This is a genomic window from Acidobacteriota bacterium, from assembly GCA_016184105.1.
GTDB lineage: Bacteria > Acidobacteriota > Vicinamibacteria > Vicinamibacterales > 2-12-FULL-66-21 > JACPDI01.
Genome location: JACPDI010000047.1, coordinates 43,976 through 69,640, shown reverse-complemented (window position 1 = coordinate 69,640; position 25,665 = coordinate 43,976). Strand labels below are relative to the sequence as shown.

Here is a 25,665-nt window from a genome sequence, read left to right as displayed (position 1 = left end):
GCCGGACGGCCGGCACCAGCGCTACACGTTAAACGAGCTGCCGCAGCCGCAGGTGGATTTCGCGTTCGGGTTCTTGATCGTGAAACCGCCGCCGGTGAGGTTGTCGACGAAGTCGACTTCCGCGCCACGCAGGTATCGCGCGCTGATGGGATCCACCACGAGCTTCACGCCGTTCGACTCGACGACGGTGTCGGTGGTCGCCTCACCCTCGCCTTCGTCGATCATGAGCCCGTACTGAAACCCCGAGCAGCCCCCCCCCTGGACGAAGACCCGCAGCGCCGCGGCGTTCTTGTTCTCTTCAGTCAACAGCTCGTTGATCTTCGATGCGGCAGTCGTGGTAACGGTAATCATCCTGATGAACTCCCCTTGGCTACCAGTATAGCAAGGAAGCGGCCGCCGGTCGCTAAGCGCCGATGGGCCAGAGACTTAGCTCCCCTTGTGCGGAAACCGCAGGGCCGGGGATACTGCCCGTATGGCGAAAGCACCGACCACTGCGCAGTTCCCGTTCTGGCTCGCCGGCATGGCCGGGCGGACCCGTGCAACCCTCGAGGTGAAGAGCCCGTTTAACGGCGCGCCGGTCGGCCGGACGTGGCTCGCCGGCGAAGCGGAGTTCGAGCAGGCGACGAAGGCGGCGGTGGCCGCCGCGCCGGCGATGCGCCAGCTGCCGGCGTTCGAGCGGGCGGCGATTCTCATGCGCGTGTCCGCGACGCTCACCGAGCGCCGCGAGCAGTTCGGCCGGGTGCTCGCGGGCGAAGCGGGCAAGCCGATCCGGGATGCGCTCGCCGAGGTCGATCGCGCGTCGATGACGTTCCACGTCGCCGCGGAGGAAGCGCGCCGCATCGGCGGCGAGGTCATCCCGCTCGACCTCGCGCCGCACGGCCAGGGACGCGTCGCGCTGACACGCCGCTTCCCGATCGGGCCGGTCGCGGCCATCTCGCCGTTCAACTTTCCGCTCAACCTGACGTCGCACAAGATTGCGCCCGCGATCGCCGCGGGCAACCCCATCGTGCTCAAGCCCGCAACGCGCACGCCGCTGAGCGCGGTCATGCTCGGCGAGGCGGTGCAGCAGGCGGGGCTGCCGCAGGGGGCGCTCTCGGTGCTGCCGATGGGGCGCGAAGTCGGCGACAAGCTCGTGACCGACGACCGTTACAAGCTTCTGACCTTCACCGGATCCTCCGCGGTGGGCTGGAGCATGAAGAAGCGATCGGGCAAGAAGAAAGTCATCCTGGAACTCGGCGGCAACGCCGGCGTCATCGTCGACGAGAGCGCCGACCTGGATTTCGCGGTGCAGCGGGTCGCCGTCGGCGGCTTTGCCTTCGCCGGACAGAGCTGCATCGCCGTGCAGCGCGTGTTCGTGCACGAGCGGGTGTACGACGACTTCGCCGCAAGGCTCGTCGCGAAAGTCGAGTCGCTGACGGTGGGCGATCCGCTCGATCCGGCCACCGACATCGGGCCGATGATCGAGGAAAAGGAGGTCGATCGGATCGAGACCTGGGTCCGGGAGGCGATCAGGGGCAAGGCGCGGGTGCTCACGGGCGCGAAACGACTCGGCGCGTCGATGTACGCGCCGACGGTGCTGTCCGACGTGCCGCTGACGGCGAAGGTCTGCACGCAGGAAGTCTTCGCGCCGCTCGTCGCCCTGTTCAAGTTCGCCGATTTCCAGAAAGCCGTCGCCGCGGTCAACCAGTCGAACTATGGCCTGCAGGCGGGCGTCTTCACGCGCGACCTGCTGCACGCGCTGTGGGCGTTCGACGCGCTCGAGGTCGGTGGCGTCCTCGTGAACGACGTGCCCACCTGGCGCATCGACCACATGCCGTACGGCGGCGTGAAGGACTCCGGGCTCGGCCGGGAGGGCCCGCGCTACACCATCGAGGAGATGACGGAACTGAAGTTGCTGGTGATCAACCAGCAGCTGGGCTGATCGAAGGGAGCGTTCGTGCGGGATCTGGAGACCATCGTCCCTCGAATCTGGCGGCGGGATACCGCCGTCTGGATGCCCCAGGGGCGCGAGTCCGAGACGGCGGCCAGAGCGATTGGGAACCGCCTGGGCTGGCTGGACGCGCCGGAGACGATGGCTGAGCACGCCAATCGCGTGAGCGCGCTGGCAGAGATGGCGCGGCGGGAAGGCGTCCGCGACGTGCATCTGATCGGCATGGGCGGCAGCAGCCTCTGCGCCGAGGTGATGCGCACGTCCCAGGCCGGGCACGCGGCGGAAAGAGACGGTGCGCCCGCGCTCCACATCCTCGATACGACCGATGAACGCGCGCTGACGGCGGTCGCCGGGCGCATGGATCCGTCGCGCACGTGGTTCCTGGTCGCGAGCAAGAGCGGCGGCACGGTGGAAGTCGCGTCGCTGGAGCGCTATTTCTGGTCGCGGATGCGCGCCGCGCTCGGCGAGCGGGCCGGTCGCCACTTCGTCGCGATCACCGATCCCGGAACGGTGCTGGAAGCGCTCGCCAGGGAGCGCGGCTACCGTGACACCTTCCTGAATCCTCCAGATGTGGGGGGACGCTTTTCCGCGCTGACGCTGTTCGGCCTCGTGCCCGCCGCGCTCATCGGCATGGATCCCAGGCACCTGCTGCGCGCGGCCGCGGAGATGGCGGCCGGCTGCCACGAAACCGGGCCGCTCAATCCGGGCCTGGCGCTCGGCGCATTCATGGCACACGAGTGCAGTCACGGCCGCGACAAGCTGACGGTCCTGCTGCCTCCCTCGCTGCGCACGCTTGGCCTGTGGATCGAGCAGCTCGTCGCCGAAAGCACGGGCAAGCACGGCACCGGCGTGCTGCCGATCGTGGACGAAGATCCGCGGGCCGCAACCGCGTACGGCCCGGACCGCGCGTTCGTCTCGCTCGAGACGGAGCGCGACCGGGTCGACGCTGATGTCGATGCGATCGAGGGGGCGGGGCACCCGCTGCTGCGGCTCACCATGCGGTCCGATGCGCTCGGCGCGGAATTCTTTCGGTGGGAGTTCGCCACGGCGGTCGCGGGCGCCGCGCTGGAGATCAATCCGTTCGACGAGCCGAACGTGCAGGAGGCGAAGGACCGCACGAAGGCGCTGCTCGCGCAGGTCGTGCAGGGAGGCGCCCTCCAGGACGCGCCGCCGGCTGAAGCCGACAGCGCGCGCGCGCTCGCCGCGCTCGTGCGCCAGCTCGCGCCGCCGCGGTATCTCGGGATCCTGTCGTACCTGCCGGTGGAGTCCGACACGCTGGAGGCGATCGCGGAGTTCCGCGCCGCGGTTGGCGATCGGACGCAGGCCGCCACGACGCTCGGCGTCGGGCCGCGCTACCTGCACTCGACCGGCCAGTATCACAAAGGGGGGCCCGACACCGGAACGTTCCTCGTGGTGACCGGTGAGGATGAGACGGCGACTCCGGTGCCGGACGCGCCGTACACGTTCAGCGTGCTGAAGCGGGCGCAGGCCATCGGCGACCTGCAGGCGCTGCAGGCACACAGCCGGAAGGTCGTGCGCGTTCACCTCGGCGCGATGAACGAACGCGGGCACGCGCTGCGACGGATCTTCAGGACGGCACTGTGACCCGGAACCCAGCACCCAGAACCCGAGACCTACGCGCGAAGCAACTCCAGTTTCCTCGCGGAGCTGTCCTCGACCTCCTTGTGCAGCGAGTTGCCGTGCGCGTCCATCGTCACGATCGCCGGGAACTCACGCACCTCGAAGTGCCACATGGCTTCGGGGGTGCCGAATTCGGTCAGCGAGACGCCATCCACCCGTTCGATGCAGCGCGCGTAGAACTGCGCCGCGCCGCCGATCGCATTGAGGTACACCGCGCCCGCGTCTTTCATCGCCGCCAGCGTCTTCGCGCCCATGCCCCCCTTGCCGATGACGGCGCGGACGCCGTACCGCGTGATGATGTCCCCCTGGTAGGGCTCTTCGCGAATGCTGGTCGTGGGGCCTGCCGCGGCCACCGTCCATCGGTCTCCCTGCTTCAGCATCACGGGACCGCAGTGGTAGATCACCTGGCCGCTCAGGTCGACCGGCGGCACGTTCTTCGCGAGGTGCGCGTGCACGGCGTCGCGCCCGGTGTACATCCGGCCGTTCACCAGCACGACGTCGCCCACGCGGAGCGTGCGGATCTGCTCCTCGGTAATCGGCGCGGTGAGGGTGATTTCCTGGCCCGTGCGCGGGAAGCCGCCATCCTGCCGCGCGGCCGGCAGCATCGGTTCGGACTTCTGCCCCCGCGGCTCGCGGTACATCCACTCCTTGATGGCGCCCGTCTTCGCGTCCAGCCGTACGCCCAGGCGGCGGAACGCCCAGCAGTCGTACGCGACGGAGACGAAGAAACTGGCCGGCAGCCGGTTGACCGCGCCGATCTTGCAGCCGATGAGGGAGACGCCGCCGCCGAACCCCATCGTGCCGACCCCAAGGGAATTGACGGTCGCCATGACCGTCTGCTCGAGCGCCGCCAGCGCCGGCTCCGGATTCACATCGTCCAGCGTGCGGAACAACTGCTCCTTCGCGTGCATGTAGCCGGAGGTCCGGTCGCCGCCGATGCAGACGCCGATCGCCCCCGGGCTGCAGCCCTTCCCCTGCGCCTGCCACACGGCGTGCAGGATGCACTTGCGCACCCCTTCGAGCGAGCGGTCGGCGCGCCCGAGGTGCGGCAGCTCCATCGGCAGGGCGTACTGCACGTTGGTGTTCTCGCAGCCGCCCCCCTTCAGCAGCAGCTTCACCTCGATCTCGTCCTTCTCCCACTGCTCGACGTGGATGATGGGCGTCCCCGGCCCGAGGTTGTCGCCGGTGTTCTCGCCGGTGATCGAGTTGACGGAGTTCGATCGGAGCTTGCCGCGCCGGGTGGCTTCGGCGATGGCCGTGCGAACCTGCTCGCGCATCCAGATGTGGTTCGCGCCGACCGGCGTCTTGATCTTGAACGTCGGCATGCCGGTGTCCTGGCAGATTGGACCCTCGCAGGACTCGGCCTGGTCGATATTCTGGGCAATCACGGCGAGCGCCTGTGCCGAGCGCGTGCCGTCGGGTTCGGCCGCCGCCGCGCGCCGCATCGCCGCGCGCACGTCGGGAGGCAGGTCGGTCGACGTCCTGGTGATGAGCTGAATGAGGCTGTCTAAAAAGGCGGGAGGCATACGGCCAGTATAATTAGGTGTTTCCCGCCTCTGCCATGACTTTCCGCATCGAACGCGACACGCTCGGCGAGGTCAACGTCCCGGAGCGCGCCTATTACGGGGCGCAAACGCAGCGCGCGATCGAGAACTTCCCGATCAGCGGCCTGCGGGCGCCCGAACCGCTGGTCACCGCGACGGTCCTCGTGAAGAAGGCGGCGGCCGAGGCGAACGTGCGGCTTGGCCGGCTGTCCCGCCGGGTCGGCCGGGCCATCGTGCAGGCGGCCGACGAGATACTCGCGGGCGGGCTGCGCGAGCACTTCGTCGTGGATGTGTACCAGGCGGGCGCCGGCACCTCGCACAACATGAACGCGAACGAGGTGATCGCCAACCGTGCGGCGGAGCTGCTCGGCGGCGCGCGTGGCGACGTGTCCCTCGTGCATCCGAACGACCACGTCAACATGGGACAGTCCACCAATGACGTGTTCCCCACCGCCACGCGCCTGGCGCTGCTGCTGATCGTTCCCAACCTGCTCAGGGCCGGGCGCGCGCTTGCGCAGTCGCTCGACGGGAAGTCGCGCGAGTTCCGGCGCGTGCTCAAGACCGGGCGCACGCACCTGCAGGACGCGGTGCCGATCACGCTCGGGCAGGAGTTCGGCGGCTACGCCGCGTGCATCGCCGTGGCGTGCGACGCGCTGGAGCCGTCGATTGACGGACTGCGCGAGCTGAACCTCGGCTCCACCGCCGTGGGCACCGGCATCAACGCGGGCACCGACTACACCGAGCTCGCGATCCGCCGGCTGCGCGCGCACACCGGCATCGCCGTGCGCCCGGCGGAAAATCGCTTCCGCGTGACGCAGAGCATGGGCGACGTCCTGGCGTATTCCGGAGCGGTGCGGCGGCTCGCCGTGGAGCTCTCCAAGGTGGCCTCGGATCTGCGGCTGCTCAGCATGGGGCCCCGCGCCGGCATCGCCGAAATCCAGCTGCCGCCGGTGCAGCCCGGGTCGTCGATCATGCCGGGGAAAGTGAATCCGTCCATCGCGGAAATGGTGAACCAGGTCTGCTACCAGGTGCGCGGCTGCGACGAGACGATCGCGGGCGCATGCGAAGCGGGACAGCTCGAGCTCAACGTCATGATGCCCGTGATTGCCTGGAACGCCATCCACGCCACGACGATCCTCGGCAACGCGATGGACGCGCTGCGCGAGCGGTGCGTGACCGGCATCCGCGCCGATGCCGAGCGGGCGCGCGAGCTGCTCGATCGCAGCACGGCCGTGGCGACGGCGCTCAGCCCTTATATGGGGTACGCCGCCACGGCGGACATTGCGAAAGAGGCGGTCAAGACCGGCCGCAGCGTCGCCGACCTCGCGCGCGAGCGCGGGCTCGTCGACGCTCGCAAGCTGGCGCGCATCCTCGCGCCCGAGGCCATGACGACGCCGGGGGTTCCCGGCGAGGAGAAGACGGACGCCAAACGTGAGAACAGGACTCCAGGCAGCGGCGGCGGCGCTGCTCGTCGCGGCGCTCGCGGGGGGCGGCGCCAGCGCGCAGCAGCGGACCAGGCACGGCCGGCTGTTTCCTCCCGAGGATCTCGGCCTGCTCGAGGGGCCGGATCGCGACGCGTGGCAGAAGCCCGAGCAGATCATGGACGCGCTCGGGATCGCCGACGGCGCGGCGGTCGCTGACCTCGGCGCGGGCGGCGGCTGGTTCACGATCCGGCTCGCGCGGCGCGTCGGCCCCAACGGCCGTGTGTACGCCGAGGACATCCAGCCGCAGATGATCGAGTCGATCCAGCGTCGCGTCGAGCGCGAAGGGCTCAAGAACGTGACGCTCGTGCACGGCACGGCGACCGACCCGCGGCTTCCCCCGGCCGCCCTCGACGCGGTGCTGATCGTCGAGACCTTCAGCGAGATGGAGGATCCGGTCACGCTGCTCAGGAACCTCGCGAGGTCGCTCAAGCCGCGCGGGCGCGTCGGCATCATCGAGTTCAAGGCCGACGGGCTCGGCCCCGGTCCCGCGCTGGAGGAGCGCGTCGACGAACGACACGTGCTCGACGCGACTGCCCGGGCCGGCCTCGTGCTGCTGCGCCGCGAAACGTTCCTTCGTTATCAGTACATGCTGGTCTTCGGTCCCGGGTCGTGAGCACCGCTCTTCCCCCGTTTTTCGCGGAGCACCAGTCGCGCGTCTCGCGTGAGATTGAGACGATCCTCGCCTCGGCCGGCCACGGGCCGGCGGTCGTGCGGGAGGCGATGCGCTATACGGCGCTGGCCGAGTCCAAGCGCGTGCGCGCGGTGCTCGCGCTGCTCGCCGCGGAACTCTGCGGCACGGCGGATGGCGCGGTGCCGGTGGCGGCGGCGGTCGAACTGGTGCACGCCGCGTCGCTCATCCTCGATGACCTCCCGGCGATGGACAACGCGCCGCTGCGGCGTGGCAGGAAGAGCAACCATCTGGTGTACGGCGAGGCGATCGCGATCCTCGCCGCCTTCGCGCTCCTCAACCTCGCGTACGGCACCCTCGCGGCGGCGTATCCGGGCGAAACCGGCCGCAGCCTGGCGCGGCTGCTCGCCGACGCGGTCGGTTCGGACGGCCTCATCGGCGGCCAGGCCGAAGACCTGCTCGCCACCGAGCAGCAGGTCTCGTTCGAGACGCTCGAGCGGATCCACCGCCGCAAGACCGGCGCGCTCTTCAGCGCCGCCGCAACGGCCGGCGCGCTCACCGCTGGCGGGGCGCCGGAGCAGGTGGCGGCGATTGCCGCCTACGCGAAGAACCTCGGGCTCGCGTTTCAGATCGTGGACGACCTCCTGGACGTCGAGGGGGATCCCGCTGAGACCGGCAAGGCGCTGCGCCTCGACGCGAAGAAGACCACCTTCGTTTCCTTCAGCGGTCCTGAAGGGGCACGACAGCTGGCGGCCGAACTGTGCGCCACGGCGGACGCCGCGGTCGAGAAGTTCGGCAAGCGTGCCGACCGGCTCCGGCAGCTGTCCGCGTTCGTGGCAGGGCGGCGGATGTGAGCGAGCGCCAGCCGATCGAGGTCGCCGAACTGCGGGAGCGGCTGCGTGCGCTCGGGTACCTGAACGCCGGCGTGGATCGCTTCGTGCTCGCCCCCTCCGCGCGCGAGCGCGGCCCGATGGGACTCGCATGGCGCGTCAGCCTGCGGATCGGGCTGCTCGCGGCGCTGCTCCTTGGCCCGGCCGCTGCCCTGGGCGTCTTCTCCCGTCTCCCCGGACTCATCGCCGGCGCGCGCGACGCGGTCGTGGTTGCCGCCTACCTCGCGCTGATCTTCGGCGCGGGCGCGGCGCTGATGTCCCTCGCCGCAGCGATTGCAGTCCGTCTCGCCGCCCGTGGCGCGTCGGCCGGAGCCGCGCGTCGCGGCGCGATCGCCGCCGGTGCGCTCGTCGGCATCGCGTGTCTCGTGTACCTCACGCTATGGTGGAACGCGGCCTCGCTGGGCGCCGCGTGGGCTGCGCCGGTGCGAACGCTGGCGGCGCTTGCCGCGGCGGTCGGCATCAGTGTCCTCCTCGGGCACGCGATCACCATCGCGGCGCTGGCGCTGGTCGCGCGCGAGCAGGTCGCGCTGCCCGCCCCGGCGATGTCGTGGCGGGCCAGCATCGCGGTCGCCGGCGTGGCCTTCGTGGGGGCGTCGGGCATGCTCGCGCTGTCGGCGTCTGCGGCCGCGGCACCCCCGCTGCCGGAATTCGCGGTGGTGCCCACGGGCGTCCGGGTCGTCGTGATCGGGATCGACGGGTTCGATCCGGCGCTCTACGAAAAGTGGGCGGGCTCCGCGACCGCACCGCCGACACCCATCCTCGACCGACTCTCGGCGTGCGACGATTTCGACCAGGACCATTCAGACCCCGCCAGCACCTGGACGAGCATCGGGACGGGCGTCCCCTCGGGGCAGCACGGCGTGAGCGGCTTCCAATCGTGGCGCGTTCTCGGCCTGCAGGGAACGATCGCCGCGGGCTCGCCGCTCGTGCAGGCGCTGAGCGGTGCCACGGACCTCGTGCGGCTCACCAGGCCGGCGCCCGTGGGCGGTCTCGAGCGCCGTCACCGGATGATGTGGGAGGTTGCCGCCGACAAGGGCCTGAACGCCGCGGTCGTGAACTGGTGGGCCACGTGGCCGGCGACACATACGAAGGCGGTGGTCCTGTCCGATCGCGCCACGTTGCGGCTGGAGGCGGGCGGTCAGCCAAGCGCCGAGCTGTCGCCAGCGTCACTGTACCCGGTGTTGCGCCGGCGCTGGCCCGACATTCGCGAACGGGCACGGCAACTCGCGGAAGCCCTCGGTCGCGACGTCACGGATCGGGCCTCCGCGAGGATTCTCATTCGATCGGCCGTGCTGGATGCGGAGCAGGCGCTGCTCGCGCGCGAGCCCGCCCTGGGCTCGCCGGATTTGCTTTCGGTGTACCTGCCGGGGCTCGACATCGCCCAGCACGAGATGCTGCAGGGCCGCAACGCTCCCGCCCTGCCGCCGTCGGTGCTGGCGGAGCGGCTGGCCGCGCTGCCCCGCTACCACGCCTATCTCGATCGACTCATACGGGAAACGCTGTTGGAGGATCTGCCGCCGGAGACGGTGGTCCTGGTGGTGACGCACCCGGGACGTGTCGGCGGCAGGGCGCGGTGTGCAACCGCGATCTCGGGAGGCCCGGTGCGATCGGGCGTGCGGCACGATGCCAGGCGGGCATCGCTGGCCGACATCGCGCCGACGGTGCTCTACCTGCTTGGCCTGCCGGTGAGTCGCGAGCTGACGGGCGAGCCGATGATCCAGGCGCTCGATCCCGCGTTCGTGCGCCGCTATCCGCTGCGGCACGTCGAGACGTACGGGCGCTACGCGGCCGACGCGCGCGCCGCCCAGGCCGACCCGCTCGACAAGGAAATGCTCGAGCGGCTCAGGAGCCTCGGGTATATCCGATAGGCGGTTCAGGGGCGCGGCGCGAAGCGCCAGAAGGTCGGCAGGATGCCCGCCGCAATCGCGAGCTTGATCAAGTCGGCGCCGACAAACGGCCAGAATCCCGCGCGCAGTGCGCCTGCAAAGCCGCCCGCCGGAGACGCGAAGGTCGCCAGCCAGATCACGCCGAACAGGAACACGACCGCGAGCCCGGCCGCCATCGCCGCAAACGAGGTCCAATAGCGTCGATCGAACCCGCGCTCGGCGAGGTATCCGGTGATGAAGGCGGCAATCGGATAGGCCATCAGGTACCCGCCGGTCGGGCCGAGCAACCGAAGCGCCCCCTGGGGCAGAATGGGTGAGGCGGCAAACACCGGAAGGCCCGCGACGCCGAGCGCCAGGTACAGGATCTGGCTGGTCGCGCCGAGGCGCGCGCCAAGCGCAGCGCCGCCGAGCAGCACGAGCATCGGCTGGAACGTGAATGGCACCGGCGTGAACGGCAGCGGCAGGCTCACTTGCGCGGCCGCTATCGTCAGCAACGTCATGGCCACGACGGCCCCCGCGCGGACGAGTCTTCGATCGAAGCCGCGGGGCGCCGCCAGCGTCAGAAAGGTGGAATCGCCGGTCCTCACAGTCATAACGGAGAATTGTACCGTAAATCAGCGATACGCCGCGAGCGACGCCACCCGGAAACGCCGCAAGGCGTCTGCGACCGCAAGCCACCCCGTGAGGATGAGAAATGCAGAGAGCGTTGACAATCGCCGGCAGTGACTCGGGTGGAGGCGCGGGCATCCAGGCGGACCTGAAGACGTTCGCCGCGCACGGCGTCTACGGGACGTGCGCCATCACCGCGGTGACGGCCCAGAACACGATGGGCGTCACCGCCATCCATACCGTGCCGGCCGACATCGTCGTGGCGCAGATCGAAGCGGTCGCGAGCGACATCGGCACCGACGCGGTCAAGACCGGCATGCTGGCCACGGCGGCGATTGTCGAGGCGGTCGCCGCGGCCATCGCCGACCTCGACCTGCCGCGCGTCGTCGTCGATCCCGTCATGATCGCGAAAGGCGGCGCGCACCTCCTGGACGACGAAGCGATCGAAGCGATGAAGGCGGAGCTGCTGCCGCGCGCGATGGTGATCACGCCGAACGCGGCCGAGGCCGCCGTGCTGCTCGGCGACGAGGTCCGCACGCTCGCGCAGGCCCGCGCCGCCGCGCGCCGGCTGAAGGCGCTCGGCCCGGGCGCGGTGATCGTCAAGGGGGGGCACATCGAAGGCCCGTATGCCGTGGACATCCTGGTCGACGGCCGCGATCTCGTCGAACTGCAGTCGCCGCGCATCTCCACCACCAGCACGCACGGCACGGGGTGCACGTTCGCGTCCGCGATCACCGCCAACCTGGCGCTCGGCCACTCCCTGCGGGAGGCCGCCCAGCGCGCGAAAGACTACGTGTTGGAGGCGATCCGCCACGCACCGCAGATCGGGAGCGGCCACGGGCCGCTCGCGCACTTCCGGTAAAATGGTGATCGGGTCCCGTGATGCGCTTCGCCATCTCTGCCGCCCCGCTCGACATCGCGGCCGTTCTCGGGGAGGCCGGCCGCCCCGACTGCGGCGGAATCGCGACGTTTGTCGGCACGACGCGGGATCACAACGCCGGCAGGCGCGTCTTGTTCCTGGAGTACGAGGCGTACGCGCCGCTCGCCCTTCGCGCGTTCGAGCGCATCGCGGCGGAGGCCGGCACGCGGTGGCCCGAGGCGAGCCTCGCGATTCACCATCGCGTGGGGCGTGTCGAGATCGGCGAGCCGAGCGTCGTGATTGCCGCCGCCTCGCCACACCGCTCCGAGGCGTTTGCCGTCGCGCGTTACGCGATCGAGCGCCTGAAGCAGATCGCGCCCATCTGGAAGCGCGAGCGCTTCGAGGGGGGCGAGGAATGGATCGAAGGGGCCGTCGCGCGGCCCGACGACGAGGTGGCGCGCGAGCGCGCGCTGAAGCTCGCATGCGGGTAAGGGTCAGGCTGTTCGCGCGGTTGAGGGACATCGTTGGCGCCGCGGAGCTGGAGCGCGACATCCCGGAGGGAATGCCGCTCCGCGCCGTGTGGCAGGCGCTCATCGCGGAGTTCCCCGCGCTGGAGCGCTACACGCCGACGATTTCCGGCGCGGTGAACGGAGAGTACGCGCGCCTCGACGCGCGCGTGCAGGACGGCGACGAGGTGGCATTCCTGCCACCGGTATCGGGTGGATGAGGACCTGTGTTCGACAAACTGCAGGCGGTTGAGTCGCGGTACGAAGACCTGATGGGGCGTATGGCCGATCCCGCCGTGCAGTCGGACCCGTCCGAGTACCGGACCGTCGCGAAGTCGCTCAGCGAGATTGCACCTCTCGTTGAAAAGTACCGCGAGTACAAAACCGTCGCCCAGGAGATTGAACAGGCCGGGGAGCTGGTCAACTCCGCCGACGCGGAGATGCGCGAGCTCGCCACCGAGGAGCTCCGCGCGCTCGAGGCGCGGCGCGACGTGCTGCTTGCGGACATCAAGGTTCTCCTGATCCCGAAGGACCCCAACGACGCGAAGAACGTCGTCGTCGAAATCCGCGCGGGCACGGGCGGCGACGAGGCGGCGCTCTTCGCGGCGGATCTCGTCCGCATGTACACGCGCTTCGCCGAGCGCCAGGGCTGGCGAATCGAGACGATGTCGATCAGCGAGACGGGCGTCGGCGGAATCAAAGAAGCCATCTTCGTGATCGAAGGGCGGAACGTGTACAGCCGCATGAAGTACGAGAGCGGCGTGCATCGCGTTCAGCGCGTCCCGGCGACCGAGGCGAGCGGGCGGATTCATACGTCCACCGCCACCGTGGCCGTGCTGCCCGAGGCCGAGGAAGTCGACATCCAGATCGATGCGAAGGACCTGCGGGTGGACACGTTCTGCTCGAGCGGTCCCGGCGGGCAGAGCGTGAACACGACGTACTCGGCCGTGCGCATCACGCACATCCCGACCGGGCTCGTCGTCTCGCAGCAGGACGAAAAGTCGCAGATCAAGAACCGCGCGAAAGCGATGAAAGTGCTGCGGGCGCGCCTCTACGAGATCGAAATGCGCAAGCAGCAGGAGGCGATTGCCAAGGACCGCCGCAGCCAGGTCGGGTCGGGCGACCGCTCGGAGAAGATCCGCACCTACAACTTCCGCGAAAACCGGATCACCGATCACCGCATCAACTACACGATGTATCAGCTCAGCAACGCGCTCGACGGGGACCTCAGCGAGCTGATCGACACCGTGGTGACGCACTTCCAGTCCGAGAAGCTCAAAGAGGCCACGGCAACGACCTCGCCCGCGTAGGCGGCGTCAGGCGGCGGGATGGTGTCCTCCGTCATCTCCCTGCATTCATTGACCACCGCGGCGGCGGCTCGGCTCCGCGACGCTGGAATCCCGCCTGAGGAGGCCGAGCTCGACGCGCAGCTGCTCGCCGCGCACGTTCTCGGCTGGGACCGCACGCGGTTGATCGCGTCATGGCGTGACGCGGCGCCGGCTGGCTTCCCGGGCCCCTTTGCACGGCTGGTCGGTCGCCGCGAGCGGCGCGAGCCGATCTCGCTACTGCTCGGCCGGCGCGAGTTCTGGGGCCTGGAATTCGAGGTGACGCGGCACGTGCTGACGCCCAGGCCCGAGACCGAAGGGATCATCGAGGCGGTCCTCACGCACGCACGGGATGCCGCGGTGGTCGAAGACGTCGGAACCGGCAGCGGCTGCATCGCCATCGCGATCGCGAAAGAGCTTCCATCCGCCCGGTTCATTGCGAGCGACATCTCCGAAAGGGCGCTGCGCGTCGCGCGAAGAAACGCCGCGCGGCACGGGGTGGCCAACCGAATCGCGTTCGTGCACGCGGACTCGTCTGCCGCGATGCACGACGTGGACCTGATCGTGTCCAATCCTCCATACATTCCGGACGGCGATCGCAAGTCGCTGCCGCCGGAAGTTCGCGATTACGAGCCGCCCGAAGCGCTGTTCGCGGGGCCTGACGGCCTGGACGCGATCCGGCAGCTCGTCGCGCGCGTGAAGCCCGGCGTGTGTCTCATCTTCGAATGCGGCGCCGGGCAGGAGCGCGCGATCCGTGGCATCATTGCCGCGGCCCCCGGGCTGCATCTGGTGGAAATCCGCCCCGATCTCGCGGGTATCCCGCGCATCGTGGTTCTGAGGGGTCAGATCTAGAATCCTCACTTTTTTCTAGGGCTGACCCCCGCGCGAGGTTCGTTGAGCGATGAGCGACTGTCTCTTCTGCAAGATCATTGCGGGCGACATCAAGGGGAGCATCGTGTACCAGGACGAGCGCGTCGTGGCCTTTCGCGACATCAACCCCCAGGCGCCGATGCACGTCCTGCTCGTGCCGCGGCGGCACATCGGCTCGCTCAACGAGCTGACGCCGGCAGACGATGGGCTGGTGGGCGAGATGATCCGCCGCGCCGCGGCGATCGCGAAGGAGCAGGGCCACTCGGACCGCGGCTACCGCACGGTGTTCAACTGCAACGCGGATGCGGGACAGACCGTGTTCCACATCCACCTGCACGTGCTTGGCGGCCGGACGTTCAGGTGGCCGCCGGGATAGCAAGGAGGTACTTCCCTCTGCCCTTCTCCCGCTCCAGAAAGAACTCCACCGCGCGGTAACCCCGCGCGAAATACGTCGTGAAGGCGCAGCGGCTGGCCAGCCGCCAGGCCAGCGCGAGGCCCGGATCGCCCGCCTGGATCTCCGAAAAACGGACGGGAATCTCCAACGCGATGCGCCGTTCTGAGCACGACGTGTCCACGGACGATGGTTTGAGCGCTTCGCCCACCCTCAGGACCGCCGGCGCCTCCAAGGCGCCTGCGTCTCGCATCACCAATGCGCCGCCTTCAAGGCGCCTGACGACGTGCGCCGCGTCGAGGTCCCACTGGACAATGAGTCGATCGGTCGGCGTGCCGCGGTGCAGCACGCTGCTCGAATCTCCATACAAGTTCTCGACGTATTCCTCGGCGACGACGCCGAGTTTCGAGAAATTGAAGTGGGCGTTGAGCGCCTGCATCGGATCGAACGTCCATTCGATGAGCGCGATCCCGGCATCGAGCGCCGCGCGCCGCTGGTGGAACTTCAGCTCCGCCCCCAGGCCGCTGTCGCGTGCCTCCGGGACCACCCCGAGCATGTGCGACCACTGCGCCGGCCGGCCGTCCCTGAACGCCGCCAGAGAGTAGACGAACCCCACCATCCGCCCCGGCGCCACCGGGTCGAAGGCACCGAGCAGGATGCCTCCTCGTTTGGCCGAGACGAGAAGGATGGCCGCTGGAACGACGTCCTCGCTGTCGGTGTACCTCCAGATCTGCTTCTCGAGCTGGACGACCTGCTGGCAGTCCTCGAGCGTCTTCAGTGGCCGAATCGTGTGCGCCATGCAGGGTGAGGATACCCGGAAGCTGCCGGAACGCGCGAATCACCCCGCGTACGGCCCGGCGACCACCACCGACGCCCGCTCCGGCGCGAGCGTTCTCGCGGCCGCGTGCGCCTCGTCGCGCGTGACACCGTCCACGAGTGCGGGCAGGCGCAGGTCGTAGTCAAGACCCAGCCCGAAGTGCTCCGCCGTCTGAAGAAAGAAGGCGATGCCGGCGTTGGTCTCCAGGGTGCGCGGGAGCGATCCGATGAGGAACCGCTTCGTGTCGGCGATCTCGGCCTCGGTCGGCCCCTCTGCGGCGATCGCCGCGATCTCCGCGTCGATCGTCGCCAGCGCGCGATCCACGTTCGCCCCGTCAACGCCGGCTCGAACCACCAGGGGGCCGGGTACCACGTGCGGGTCGAATGTGCTGTAGGCGTAGTACGCAAGCCCCTGTTTTTCGCGCACATGGTCGCCAATGCGGCCGCCGATGCCGTATTGGCCGAGAATGGTATTCATGACCCAGTACGCGTAGTACGCCGGGTCCAGGCGCGTAATGGTCACGAAGCCGTACGCGATATCCGCCTGCGCCTTCGACGGCATAGCGATCACCTGCATCTCGCGCGCGGTGCGAACAGGCGGCGCCGGAATCGGGGCATCCTCTTTGCCGGCCGCGTTCCAGTCGCCAAGGGCGCCGAGCACCCGGTCGACGGCGCGGGCCGGCTCGATATCCCCAACGATCGCCATCGACACGCGTCCAGGCGCAAGCCATGCGCGGTGGAAGGCCAGCAGGTCCTCGCGCGTCATGCGCGCCACCGAGTCCGGCGTGCCCTTCGATCGCCACCCGTACGGATGCGACGATCCGTACATGATCGAGAAAAGCTCTTCGCCGGCCCGAACCGCGGGGTTGTCCTCGTCCTGCTTCAGTCGGGTCAGCGTCTCGCGGCGGCGCAGCGCGAGCTGATCGTCTGGGCATGCGGGCCGGCGCATCACGTCCGCCACGATGGCGAGCACGGCGTCGAAATCGTCGCGCAGACAGTCCACCGCGATCGACATGGTGTGGCGGCTCGTCTTGATGGCGAGCGACACGCCTCGCTCCTCGAGCGCGTCGGCAATATCTTCAGCGCTTCGGGTTTCGGTGCCGCGGTCGAGCAGGCGTGCCACGAGGTGAGACGCGCCGGGCAGGCCGATGGGGTCGTGCGCGGCGCCCGCGCGGCACATCACGTGGAGCGTCACGGCCGGCGTGGCGGTCGCCTGTTTCGCGAGGACGACCAGGCCGTTGTCGAGCCGCGCGCGCGTCGGCGCGAGGCCGGCGCTCGCCAGGGTGCTCATGCGCCCTCCACCGGCCGGAACCAGCCGACCGTCCGCTGCGAGGACTTGAAGCGGTGCTCGATCGCCGCCGCCACGTCCGCCTCGGTCACTGCGGCAATCCGGGATTCGAGCGAGAAGTACGTGTCGAGCGACGCAATCGTCGAGTAGTAGCCAAGCTGGTGCGCGACGTTCGTGAGGCTATCGGTCTCGAACACCAGCCTCGCCCGAAGCTGCCGCTTCGCGCGCTCGAGCTCGCCGGGCTCGACGCCGTCGCGCCGCAGCCGCTCCACTTCGGCGAGCAACGTCTCCTCGACGCGCTCCGGGGCAACCCCTTCCGACACCGTCGCGGACACGCTGTACAGAAACGGGTGCTCGGTCGGCAGGATCGCGCCCGATACGGCCGACGCGAGCCCTCCATCGACCAGCGCCCGATACAGCCGCGCCTTTCGCTGCGGCGGCGGCAGCCGGAAGCTGGCCCACAGGTTCAGGCCTTTCGCCCCGGTCAGCACCGCATCGGCGACGACCAGGGCGAAGAACGCGGGATCGCCGATCGCGGGGCATGGCCACGCGACCTTCAGATACGAGGCCGTCCCCGGCTTCTCGATGCGCACGCGGCGCTCACCGTGCTGAGGGGGCTCGACCGTCGTCACGCGCCGGCCCGGCGCGGCGCCAGCGAGCCCACCGAAGTGGCGGTCGGCGGCGCGGAACGCCACGTCGAGGTCCACGTCGCCGACGATCACCAGATGAGCGTTCCCGGGCGTGTAGTGCGCGCGGTAGTGCCCGTACAGATCGTCGCGCGTCAGCGTCTGGAGGTCGGTGAGCCAGCCGATCGTGGGATGGCGATAGGGATGCGCGCGAAAGGCCGTTGCCGTCAGCTCCACGTCCAGGAGCTGCTCGGGATCGTTCTCGCTCCCCTGCAGCTCGGAGATGATGACGGTGCGCTCCGACGCGCAGTCCAGCGGATCGTACGTGCAGCCGCCCATCCGCTCCGCTTCGAGGAACAACAGGCGATCGAGCGCATCGCGGCTGGCGGTTTCAAAGTACGCCGTTTGATCGATCCAGGTGTAGCCGTTCCACGTGCCGCCGAACTTCTCCACCAACGTCTTCATCTCGTCGCGGGGAATCCGGGCCGAGCCCTTGAAATTCATGTGCTCCACCCAGTGCGAGACTCCGGTCCTGCCCGGCCCTTCGTCCTTCGACCCGACGTGGTACCACGCCCACCCCGAAACGAGAGGCGCGGTGTGCACCGGCTGCACCAGGACCCGCAATCCATTGTCCAGGACGCGCTGATGCACGATAGTAGGAGGTGGGGCGGCGAGCGGAACCGGCGGCATAGCGTCCATTATAGCGGCCGGTTTTGCGGCAGAAATCGCGGGAAACAGGCCTAGTTCGCTGGCCCTCGCTTTGCACACTCGCCAGAAGCAATCAGACGGATGCGCTTTGTGAGGACTGCAGGAGGGCAGATGCTGAAACGTAACATTCTCGTGATCGGCTGTGCGGCTGTGCTGGCGTCAGGAAGCGTGGCTCAGGCGCAGGAATCCGCAACGATTGTGCTTCGCTCGGGCGAGCGCATCAGCGGCGCCCTGGTCGATCTGGGCGGCGTCGGGTTCACGATCGACGTCAACGGCAACATGCGGCGGGTGCCGCGCGCCGACGTGGCGCTGATCGAGTTTGCCAACGCCGGCAACCCGAACGTCTCGAACGAGACGATGACACAGTTGAACAGCGGCAAGCACGTTGTCGTGCTCCGGAGCGGCGAGCAGATCGCGGGCAACCTTTTCGATATCGGCGGCACATCACCGCTGAAGATCACGGTGGACGTCGCCGGCGGCCGCCGCGACATCAACTCCTCGGATATCAGCCGCATCTACCTCGCGCCGCAGGGCGCGTCGGCGACGGCGACGAGCGGCACCACGGCGACGACGGCGTCGGTGCCGGGCGCGATTGCGGTGCCCGCGAACCAGCAGTGGGTCGCCAGCGGCATCACCGTCCGCAAGGGAGAGACGCTCGGGGTCCACGCGCAGGGTGAGGTGCAGTTGAGCGGGGATATGAACGACAAGGCCGCCCCGGCCGGCTCGCTGAACGGCCGTCGCGCCCCCGGGTCACCGCTCTCGAACGAACTGGCGGGCGCGTTGATCGCGCGCATCGGCAACGGTAATCCGTTTGCCATCGGCAACCTGGCGCAGGTGCAGATGCCGGAAAGCGGCCCGTTGTATCTGGGAGTGAACGATGATTCGCTCGGCGACAACCAGGGCCAGTTCAACGTCACGATCGTGCGGCGGGCTGGCGGGCGCCGCCGCTAATCACCCGCGCTGCCAGCCAAACCGGTCCCGGGAGGCCGGGGATCCCGGAGGTCCCCGGCCTTTTTTTGTACAATAGAAGTTTCACCTTCCTATGCGCGACTGGAAAGAGACGCTCAACCTGCCCCGCACCGAGTTCCCGATGAAGGCCAACCTCGCGGCGACCGAGCCGCAGATGCTCGCCCGCTGGGAGGAGCTGCGCGTCTGGGATCGCCTGCAGGAGCGCGGCCGAACGGCGGCGAAGCGCTTCGTCCTGCACGACGGCCCGCCCTACGCCAACGGGAAGATCCACACCGGCCATCTGCTCAACAAAGTCCTGAAGGACTTCGTGGTCAAGTCACGGGCGATGGCGGGATATCACGCCCCGTACGTGCCGGGATGGGACTGCCACGGCCTGCCCATCGAGCTGAACGTCGATCGCGAGCTCGGCCCGAAGAAGCGCGAGATGAGCATCGCCGACTTCCGGCGGACGTGCCGCAAGTACGCCGAGCGGTTCGTGGACATCCAGCGCAAGGGATTCAAGCGCCTCGCCGTGTTCGGCGACTGGGACGATCCGTACATGACGATGACGTACGGCTACCAGGCGTCGATCGTCCGGGCGCTCGGCCGGTTCGTGGCCAGGGGGCTCGTCTACAAGGGCAAGAAGCCGGTCCACTGGTGTATCCACTGCCGCACGGCGCTCGCGGAGGCGGAAGTCGAATACGGGCCGCACTCTTCGCCATCGATCTATGTGGAGTTCCAGCTGGATCCGAACAGCGCCGGCCTGCTGGGCCGCCGAATCCCGGCGCTCGCCGGCCGCGACGTGTCGGTCCTGATCTGGACGACCACGCCCTGGACGATCCCGGCGAACCGCGCGATCGCGTTTCACCCGGAGTTCAAGTACTCCGCCTACCCGGTGGACGGCGGCCGTGTCGTCATCGTCGCGGAGGAACTCGCACACGCGGTGGCGGCGAAGGTCGGAAAGGCGCTCTCCTCGCCGGTGGCCACCTTCAAAGGGTCGGACCTCGAGAAGGGCGGCGACGAGCGCATCGCCTTTTTGCACCCGCTGTTCCCGCGGGAATCGGTCGTGGTGCTCGCCGACTACGTGACGCTCGACCAGGGAACCGGGGCTGTGCACACGGCGCCGGGCCACGGCGCCGATGACTTCTACACGGGAGTGCGGTACGGGCTCGAGGTGGACGCGCCGGTCACGGGCAGCGGCCATTTCGCGGCGGAACTGCCGCTGTTCGGCGGCCTCCGGGTGTTCGATGCGAACCCGCGCGTCGAGGAGGCGCTCAGGGAGCGCGGCCGGTTGTGGCACCGCGAGGCGTTCGAGCATTCGTACCCGCACTGCTGGCGTTGCCACCACCCGGTGATCTTCCTGGCGACGTGGCAGTGGTTCATCAGGCTCGACGCCGATGCGGACGGGCGTACCGACCGCGGGCTGCGCGACCAGGCGCTGGCCGAGACCGAACGCGTGCGATGGGTGCCCGAGTGGGGCGGCGACCGCATGCGCGCGACGGTCAGCGGGCGGCCTGACTGGTGCATCTCGCGCCAGCGGTCCTGGGGCGTCCCGATCCCGGCGGTGAGCTGCACCGCGTGCGGCGAGGCGCTGATCACGCCGGAGCTGACGGAAAAAACGGCCGGCGTGTTCGAGCAGCACGGCGCCGATGCCTGGTACGAGCGCCCGGTCGAGGAATTCATCCCCGAGGGGCTGGCGTGCCGCTGCGGCGCGTCCACGTTCGAACGCGAGCGCGACATCCTCGACGTCTGGTTCGATTCGGGGTCGAGCCACGTCGCGGTGCTCGAACAGCGTGAGGCCCTGGGCTCACCGGCCGATCTGTACCTCGAGGGGAGCGACCAGCATCGCGGCTGGTTCCAGAGCTCGCTGCTCGTCGGGCTCGGCGCGCGCGATCGCGCGCCGTTCCGGGGCGTGCTGACGCACGGGTTCGTGCTGGACGAACAGGGGCGCAAGATGTCGAAGTCGCTCGGGAACTCGATCGATCCCGAGGACCTGATCAAGAAATCGGGCGCCGACGTGCTGCGGCTGTGGGTCTCGATGGTCGACTACCGCGACGACATCCGCCTGGGCAACGAGGTGCTCGCGCGTGCCGTGGAAGCGTATCGCAAGATCCGGAACACGCTGCGGTATCTCGTCTCGAACCTCTACGACTTCGATCCCGCGACCGATGCCGTGCGGCTCGAGCGCATGCAGGAGGTCGACCGCTACGCCCTGGCGCGCTACGCGGAAGGCGCGTCGCGGATGCTGAAGTCGTACGAGGGCTACGACTACCCGACGATCTTCCACACGCTGAACGGGCTGGTGACGGTGGACCTGAGCGCGTTCTACCTGGACGTGTCAAAGGATCGGCTCTATACGTTCGCCGCGCGCTCCGACGAACGGCGGTCGGCGCAGACGGCCGTGTATCGGATTGCGGATGGCCTGACGAGGCTCATCGCGCCCGTGCTGCCGATCACCTGCGAGGAGCTGTGGCGACATCTGCCCGGCCGCCGCGAGGACTCGGTCCACCTCGCGCTCTTTCCGGCGGACGTCGGGCAGCTTCTGGATGCCGGGCTGGCGGAGAAGTGGACACGGCTGATCGAGGTGCGGGATCGCGTGAACGTCGCGCTCGAAACCGCGCGGCGGCAGAAAGTGATCGGCAACTCGCTTGGCGCGAGCGTCCGGATCCGCGCGGGCGGCGCCATCGGGGAGTTGCTGGAGCGGCACCGCCCGGACCTGCCGATGCTGTTCATCGTGTCCGACGTCCAGCTCGAGCGGGTGCCGGACGACACCCTGTCGGTGGACGTGGTGAAGGCGGACGGCACGAAGTGTCCGCGCTGCTGGCGCACGGTCCCGGAGCTCGTACAGGCCCTGGAAGGCGAGGTCTGCGGACGCTGCGCTGACGCGGTGGCGCAGATCGTCGCATGAGTGACGCGGCCCAGGCCGGCCTCGGGCGCCGCCATGGCTCCTGGCGCACACTGCTGCTGATTGCCGTGCCCATCGTGATCGCCGACCAGGCCACCAAGGTCATGATCCGGCGCGCGCTGGAGTTGCATGACAGCATCGCGGTCATCCCCGGCTTCCTCGACCTCACGCACGTGCGGAACACCGGCGCGGCGTTCGGATTGCTCAACGCCGTGGATTTCGCGTTCAAGCCGACCCTGATGATGCTGATTGCGTTCAGCGCGCTCATCGCGCTCGGCGCCTATGCCGTGAAGCTCGGTGCGCACGAGCGCGTCGCCCGGACGGGGCTGGCGCTCATCCTCGGCGGCGCCGTCGGCAACCTGCTGGACCGCATCCAGCACGGCTACGTGCTCGACTTCGTCGACGTGTACTACGGCGACATTCACTTCTGGGCCTTCAACGTCGCCGACGCGGCCATCACGGTGGGCGCGATCCTCGTCCTGTTCGAAGTGCTGTTCCCTGGAGATCGGCATGCATCCGCTGCTGTTTGAGGTCGGCCGGTTTCCCGTCTACACGTACGGCCTCCTGCTCGCGGCCGCGTACCTGACCGGCCTCTGGCTCGCCGTGCGCCGCGCGCGCGCCGGCGGGCTCAACGGCGATCGTGTGATGGACCTCGGCATCCTGATCATCGCGAGCGCCCTCGTCGGTGCCAAGCTGCTGCTGCTGGTCGTGGACTTCGGGCAGTACTCGCGCAACCCGGCAGAGCTGTTCTCCCTGTTCCGTTCCGGTGGCGTGTTTTACGGCGGGCTCATCGTCGCGGTGGTGGCGGCGATGTGGTACATGCGCCGGACGAGACTGCCCTTGTGGCCGACGACCGACGCCTTCGCGCCCGGGATCGCGCTCGGTCACGTCGTCGGCCGGCTCGGCTGCCTGATGGCGGGGTGCTGCTACGGGCGGCCCGCGTCGGTCAGGTGGGCGATCACCTTCACGAACCCCCTCGCCGCCGAGAACGTCGGCACGCCGCTCGGCGTCCCGCTGCACCCCACGCAGCTGTACGAAGCCGGGGCGGAACTCGTGATCCTGGTGCTGCTGCTTGCGACCGAGCGGCGGGGGCGCCAGTTCCCCGGCCGCACGTTCTGGCTGTACATGCTGCTCTACGCGGTCACGCGCTTCGTCATCGAGTTCTACCGCGGGGACCCTCGCGGGGCTGTCGGCGTGCTGTCCACGTCCCAGCTCATCTCGGTGATCCTCGTTCCCATCAGCGTGGCGATGCTGATCCGGCTGGTGCGGCGCGCCCCGGCGCCCCCGCCGGCCGCCGCCGCGCGCAAGCGGGTCGCGTGAGCGCCGACCGGACACGCTACGAGCTGATCGTCGAGCAGGCGCACGACGGGGTTCGACTCGACCAGTTCCTCGCCGCCCTGCTCCCATCGCACTCGCGATCGCAAATCCAGCGATTGATCAAGGGCGAGCAGGTACACGCACCGATGACCCACGTCCGCCCGAGCACGCCCGTGCGGGCCGGCATGCGGATCGCGATCGACATCCCGCCGCCCGGGCCCGCGGCGCCTGAAGCGGAGAACCTGCCGCTGCCCATCATCTACGACGACCCGGACATTGTCGTGATCGACAAGCCCGCCGGCATGGTGGTGCACCCGGGCGCCGGGCATTCGCAGGGGACGCTGGTCAACGCGCTGCTGCATCACGTGAAGGATCTGAGCGGCATCGGCGGTGAGCGTCGCCCCGGGATCGTCCATCGGCTGGATCGGGGAACATCAGGGCTGATGGTGGTCGCCAAGCACGACGCGGCGCATCAGGAATTGTCGCGTCAGTTCAAGCTTCGCGAGGTCGAAAAGGAGTACGTCGCGCTCGTCTGGGGCGTGGTCCAGGCAGGACGGCGAATCGAATCGCCCATCGGCCGCGATCCGAACGACCGCCAGAAGATGTCGAGCCGGGCGCGGCACGCGCGCCACGCCGTCACGCGCGTCACGGGGGCCGAACACCTGCGGGGAGTCTCCCTGCTGAGAGTGGCGATTTACACGGGGCGCACGCATCAGATCCGCGTGCACCTCAGCGAGATCGGCCACCCGATCGTGGGCGACCCGGCCTACGGCGGGCTGCGGCGGCATGTCGCGGGGGACCTGCTGCCGATCAGGCGCCTCCAGCGGCCGTTTCTTCACGCGTCCCGGCTGGCCTTCAAGCACCCGGCGGACGGGCGCGCGATGACCTTCACTGCCCCGCTCGCGCCGGACCTCCAGCAGGTGCTCGACGACATTCGAGGGCTTCAATCCGATGACTGATTTCCAGAAGCTCGATTCACGCGTGGCGTTCCACGGGCGCATCTTCGACGTGCACGTCGATCGCGTGCGCTTCCCCAACGGCAACGAGGTGAACGTCGAGGTCGTCCGCCACCCGCGGTCTGTGGTCCTCATCCCGATGCCGGATCCCGATCACGTCGTGCTCGTGCGGCAGTATCGCTATCCGGTCGCGCAGTGGTTGTGGGAGCTGCCGGCCGGCAGCCTCGATCCCGGCGAGGAGGTCGAAGCCGCCGCGCGGCGCGAGTGCCACGAGGAAATCGGCCTGGTGCCGCGCCAGACGACGCTCGTGGGGCGCTTCTTCCCGACGCCCGGCTTCTGCGACGAAGAAATGTACTTCTATCGCCTCGACGGCCTCGATGCCCCGACGTCGGACGCGGAGATGGACGAGGACGAGATCATCGAGCCGAAGATCTTCGCGCTGGCGGATGCGCGCGCGATGGCGCAGCGCGGCGAGATTTCCGATATGAAGACCGTCGTCGGGATCACTCTGATGAATTCGTCACGAGAACGGCCTCGACGGCCGGCCCTGTAGTTCGCGCCCACGGAAGTCGCGGCCTTGAGGAGCTGTCGCGCAACCACGTAGCCATCCGTCGTTCGCGGAAAGGCGCCGCCTCAAATCCGCAAATCCGCAAATCCGCATGCCCTCGCCTCCTCCGCCGTCGCAACATGGATGTCGATGGTGTCCTCGACCTTTCGCGCGTAGCCTCCGGCGAGCACGATGGCGACGGGCACCCCCGCGCCGCGGATGGCCGACAGCACGGCGCGGTCGCGGCGGCGCAGGCCGTCCTTGGTCAGTGACAGGCCGCCCAGCTGATCTTCCTGGAACGGATCGGCGCCGGCGACATAGACGACGAGCTGCGGGCGATGCGCCTCCACCGCCTCTATCCCTTCCTGGAGCTGCTCGAGGTACTCGCCGTCGGTGGTGCGGTCGCGGACGCCGATGTCCAGGTCGCTCGGCGGCTTCCACGACGGGTAGTTGTGCTCCTGGTGGATCGAGAACGTGAAGACGTCCGCGTCGCTGGCGAAACAGACCGCGGTGCCGTTGCCCTGGTGCACGTCGCAGTCGATCACCGCGGCGCGCGTGATGTGCCCTTCCCGCTGCATCACGCGAATGGCGACCGCGATGTCGTTCACCGGGCAGAACCCTTCGCCGTGGCCGGGAAAGGCGTGGTGCAGCCCTCCTCCCAGGTGCATCGCGACGCCGTCCTGAAGCGCCAGCCGCGCGGCGTCGATGGTGCCGCCGGCCATCGTGAGGAAACCGGCCGCGATCCGGGCGGTCCACGGAATTTCGAGCTTCGCGATTTCGTCGGGCGTGAGCGAGCAGTCTCGCAGCTTGTCGAGATATGACGGAAAGTGGACGAGCGACAGGTCCTCCCAGGTGGCCGGAACAGGCTCTGAAAACACGAACGCCCCGTCCCTGGGGGCGAGGCGTTCTTTGACCAGCCGGTACTTCGCGGTCGGCCAGACATGCGGGCCGATGTTGATCTCGTACGCAGCGGAATGAACGAGGCGCACGC

25 protein-coding genes are annotated in these 25,665 nt (G+C 69.0%); 17 read left to right on the top strand and 8 right to left on the bottom strand.

The window, feature by feature from the left end:
• Nucleotides 1–21: 21 nt before the first annotated feature.
• Entirely contained in the window at nucleotides 22–351 is a 330-nt protein-coding gene (gene erpA / locus HYU53_16445; protein MBI2222783.1) for an iron-sulfur cluster insertion protein ErpA, read from the bottom strand.
• Between the two features lie 121 nt (nucleotides 352–472).
• Here erpA and HYU53_16440 point away from each other — a divergent pair, with 121 nt between their 5' ends.
• Nucleotides 473–1,921 carry an aldehyde dehydrogenase family protein gene (locus tag HYU53_16440; protein ID MBI2222782.1) on the top strand — a complete coding sequence of 483 codons (1,449 nt, stop codon included), beginning with the start codon at nucleotides 473–475 and terminating at the stop codon, nucleotides 1,919–1,921.
• Nucleotides 1,922–1,936: 15 nt separating this feature from the next.
• Nucleotides 1,937–3,535: a glucose-6-phosphate isomerase gene (locus HYU53_16435; GenBank protein ID MBI2222781.1), complete on the top strand. Its 1,599-nt coding sequence runs from the start codon at nucleotides 1,937–1,939 to the stop codon at nucleotides 3,533–3,535.
• Nucleotides 3,536–3,564: 29 nt separating this feature from the next.
• Here the strand turns inward: HYU53_16435 and HYU53_16430 are convergent, their stop codons facing one another.
• The gene (locus HYU53_16430; protein ID MBI2222780.1) at nucleotides 3,565–5,097 is read right to left on the bottom strand and encodes a fumarate hydratase; all 1,533 of its coding nucleotides are present in this window, start codon (nucleotides 5,095–5,097) and stop codon (nucleotides 3,565–3,567) included.
• Nucleotides 5,098–5,132: 35 nt separating this feature from the next.
• Between HYU53_16430 and HYU53_16425 the strand changes: the two genes are divergently transcribed.
• Genes HYU53_16425 through HYU53_16410 form a run of 4 tightly spaced genes read left to right on the top strand, consistent with a single transcriptional unit; the run spans nucleotide 5,133 to nucleotide 9,985 of the window.
• Nucleotides 5,133–6,755 carry an aspartate ammonia-lyase gene (locus tag HYU53_16425; protein ID MBI2222779.1) on the top strand — a complete coding sequence of 541 codons (1,623 nt, stop codon included), beginning with the start codon at nucleotides 5,133–5,135 and terminating at the stop codon, nucleotides 6,753–6,755.
• On the top strand, nucleotides 6,715–7,212 hold the full coding sequence (locus tag HYU53_16420) for a class I SAM-dependent methyltransferase (protein MBI2222778.1): 498 nt from the start codon (nucleotides 6,715–6,717) through the stop codon (nucleotides 7,210–7,212). Before HYU53_16425 ends, HYU53_16420 begins: the two co-directional genes overlap by 41 nt.
• Entirely contained in the window at nucleotides 7,209–8,081 is an 873-nt protein-coding gene (locus HYU53_16415) for a polyprenyl synthetase family protein (GenBank protein MBI2222777.1), read from the top strand. Before HYU53_16420 ends, HYU53_16415 begins: the two co-directional genes overlap by 4 nt.
• Nucleotides 8,078–9,985, top strand: coding sequence for an alkaline phosphatase family protein (locus HYU53_16410; protein ID MBI2222776.1), 1,908 nt, complete (start codon nucleotides 8,078–8,080; stop codon nucleotides 9,983–9,985). The genes HYU53_16415 and HYU53_16410 overlap by 4 nt, the downstream gene beginning before the upstream one ends.
• 5 nt (nucleotides 9,986–9,990) lie before the next feature.
• Here the strand turns inward: HYU53_16410 and HYU53_16405 are convergent, their stop codons facing one another.
• Complete coding sequence (locus HYU53_16405; GenBank protein MBI2222775.1) at nucleotides 9,991–10,596, bottom strand: biotin transporter BioY; 606 nt, start codon at nucleotides 10,594–10,596, stop codon at nucleotides 9,991–9,993.
• A gap of 101 nt (nucleotides 10,597–10,697) precedes the next feature.
• On the opposite strand from HYU53_16405, the gene thiD reads away from it, so the two are divergent.
• The 6 genes from thiD to HYU53_16375 are packed head-to-tail and all read left to right on the top strand — an operon-like array spanning nucleotide 10,698 to nucleotide 14,548.
• The gene (thiD, locus tag HYU53_16400; protein ID MBI2222774.1) at nucleotides 10,698–11,474 is read left to right on the top strand and encodes a bifunctional hydroxymethylpyrimidine kinase/phosphomethylpyrimidine kinase; all 777 of its coding nucleotides are present in this window, start codon (nucleotides 10,698–10,700) and stop codon (nucleotides 11,472–11,474) included.
• A gap of 20 nt (nucleotides 11,475–11,494) precedes the next feature.
• Nucleotides 11,495–11,962, top strand: a complete 468-nt coding sequence (locus tag HYU53_16395; protein ID MBI2222773.1) for a molybdenum cofactor biosynthesis protein MoaE — start codon at nucleotides 11,495–11,497, stop codon at nucleotides 11,960–11,962.
• Nucleotides 11,953–12,198, top strand: a complete 246-nt coding sequence (locus HYU53_16390; GenBank protein ID MBI2222772.1) for a MoaD/ThiS family protein — start codon at nucleotides 11,953–11,955, stop codon at nucleotides 12,196–12,198. The genes HYU53_16395 and HYU53_16390 overlap by 10 nt, the downstream gene beginning before the upstream one ends.
• Nucleotides 12,199–12,204: 6 nt before the next feature.
• Nucleotides 12,205–13,287, top strand: coding sequence for a peptide chain release factor 1 (gene prfA, locus HYU53_16385; protein ID MBI2222771.1), 1,083 nt, complete (start codon nucleotides 12,205–12,207; stop codon nucleotides 13,285–13,287).
• An 18-nt stretch (nucleotides 13,288–13,305) separates the two neighbouring features.
• On the top strand, nucleotides 13,306–14,154 hold the full coding sequence (gene prmC / locus HYU53_16380; protein MBI2222770.1) for a peptide chain release factor N(5)-glutamine methyltransferase: 849 nt from the start codon (nucleotides 13,306–13,308) through the stop codon (nucleotides 14,152–14,154).
• Nucleotides 14,155–14,203: 49 nt separating this feature from the next.
• On the top strand, nucleotides 14,204–14,548 hold the full coding sequence (locus HYU53_16375; protein ID MBI2222769.1) for a histidine triad nucleotide-binding protein: 345 nt from the start codon (nucleotides 14,204–14,206) through the stop codon (nucleotides 14,546–14,548).
• Here HYU53_16375 and HYU53_16370 read toward each other — a convergent pair.
• The 3 genes from HYU53_16370 to HYU53_16360 are packed head-to-tail and all read right to left on the bottom strand — an operon-like array spanning nucleotide 14,529 to nucleotide 17,983.
• Complete coding sequence (locus tag HYU53_16370; GenBank protein MBI2222768.1) at nucleotides 14,529–15,362, bottom strand: hypothetical protein; 834 nt, start codon at nucleotides 15,360–15,362, stop codon at nucleotides 14,529–14,531. The two genes, HYU53_16375 and HYU53_16370, sit on opposite strands and share 20 nt — an antisense overlap.
• A 39-nt stretch (nucleotides 15,363–15,401) precedes the next feature.
• On the bottom strand, nucleotides 15,402–16,670 hold the full coding sequence (locus HYU53_16365; GenBank protein MBI2222767.1) for an insulinase family protein: 1,269 nt from the start codon (nucleotides 16,668–16,670) through the stop codon (nucleotides 15,402–15,404).
• Nucleotides 16,667–17,983: an insulinase family protein gene (locus HYU53_16360; protein MBI2222766.1), complete on the bottom strand. Its 1,317-nt coding sequence runs from the start codon at nucleotides 17,981–17,983 to the stop codon at nucleotides 16,667–16,669. The genes HYU53_16365 and HYU53_16360 overlap by 4 nt, the downstream gene beginning before the upstream one ends.
• Nucleotides 17,984–18,112: 129 nt before the next feature.
• Here HYU53_16360 and HYU53_16355 point away from each other — a divergent pair, with 129 nt between their 5' ends.
• The 5 genes from HYU53_16355 (at nucleotide 18,113) to HYU53_16335 (ending at nucleotide 24,130) form a co-directional block, all read left to right on the top strand.
• Nucleotides 18,113–18,952 (top strand): hypothetical protein, encoded by an 840-nt coding sequence (locus HYU53_16355; GenBank protein MBI2222765.1) that lies wholly within the window; start codon nucleotides 18,113–18,115, stop codon nucleotides 18,950–18,952.
• Nucleotides 18,953–19,043: 91 nt separating this feature from the next.
• On the top strand, nucleotides 19,044–21,857 hold the full coding sequence (gene ileS, locus HYU53_16350; GenBank protein ID MBI2222764.1) for an isoleucine--tRNA ligase: 2,814 nt from the start codon (nucleotides 19,044–19,046) through the stop codon (nucleotides 21,855–21,857).
• A complete protein-coding gene (lspA, locus tag HYU53_16345; GenBank protein ID MBI2222763.1) occupies nucleotides 21,854–22,384 on the top strand; it encodes a signal peptidase II in 531 nt (176 codons plus the stop codon). Before ileS ends, lspA begins: the two co-directional genes overlap by 4 nt.
• Nucleotides 22,365–23,174, top strand: a complete 810-nt coding sequence (gene lgt, locus HYU53_16340; GenBank protein ID MBI2222762.1) for a prolipoprotein diacylglyceryl transferase — start codon at nucleotides 22,365–22,367, stop codon at nucleotides 23,172–23,174. The genes lspA and lgt overlap by 20 nt, the downstream gene beginning before the upstream one ends.
• A gap of 23 nt (nucleotides 23,175–23,197) precedes the next feature.
• Complete coding sequence (locus HYU53_16335) at nucleotides 23,198–24,130, top strand: RluA family pseudouridine synthase (GenBank protein MBI2222761.1); 933 nt, start codon at nucleotides 23,198–23,200, stop codon at nucleotides 24,128–24,130.
• A gap of 354 nt (nucleotides 24,131–24,484) precedes the next feature.
• On the opposite strand, the gene HYU53_16330 is transcribed toward HYU53_16335, so the two are convergent.
• Both HYU53_16330 and HYU53_16325 read right to left on the bottom strand, forming a co-directional pair.
• Nucleotides 24,485–24,727 carry a four helix bundle protein gene (locus HYU53_16330; protein ID MBI2222760.1) on the bottom strand — a complete coding sequence of 81 codons (243 nt, stop codon included), beginning with the start codon at nucleotides 24,725–24,727 and terminating at the stop codon, nucleotides 24,485–24,487.
• 33 nt (nucleotides 24,728–24,760) lie between these two features.
• Nucleotides 24,761–25,663 (bottom strand): histone deacetylase, encoded by a 903-nt coding sequence (locus tag HYU53_16325; protein ID MBI2222759.1) that lies wholly within the window; start codon nucleotides 25,661–25,663, stop codon nucleotides 24,761–24,763.
• Nucleotides 25,664–25,665 lie beyond the last annotated feature (2 nt).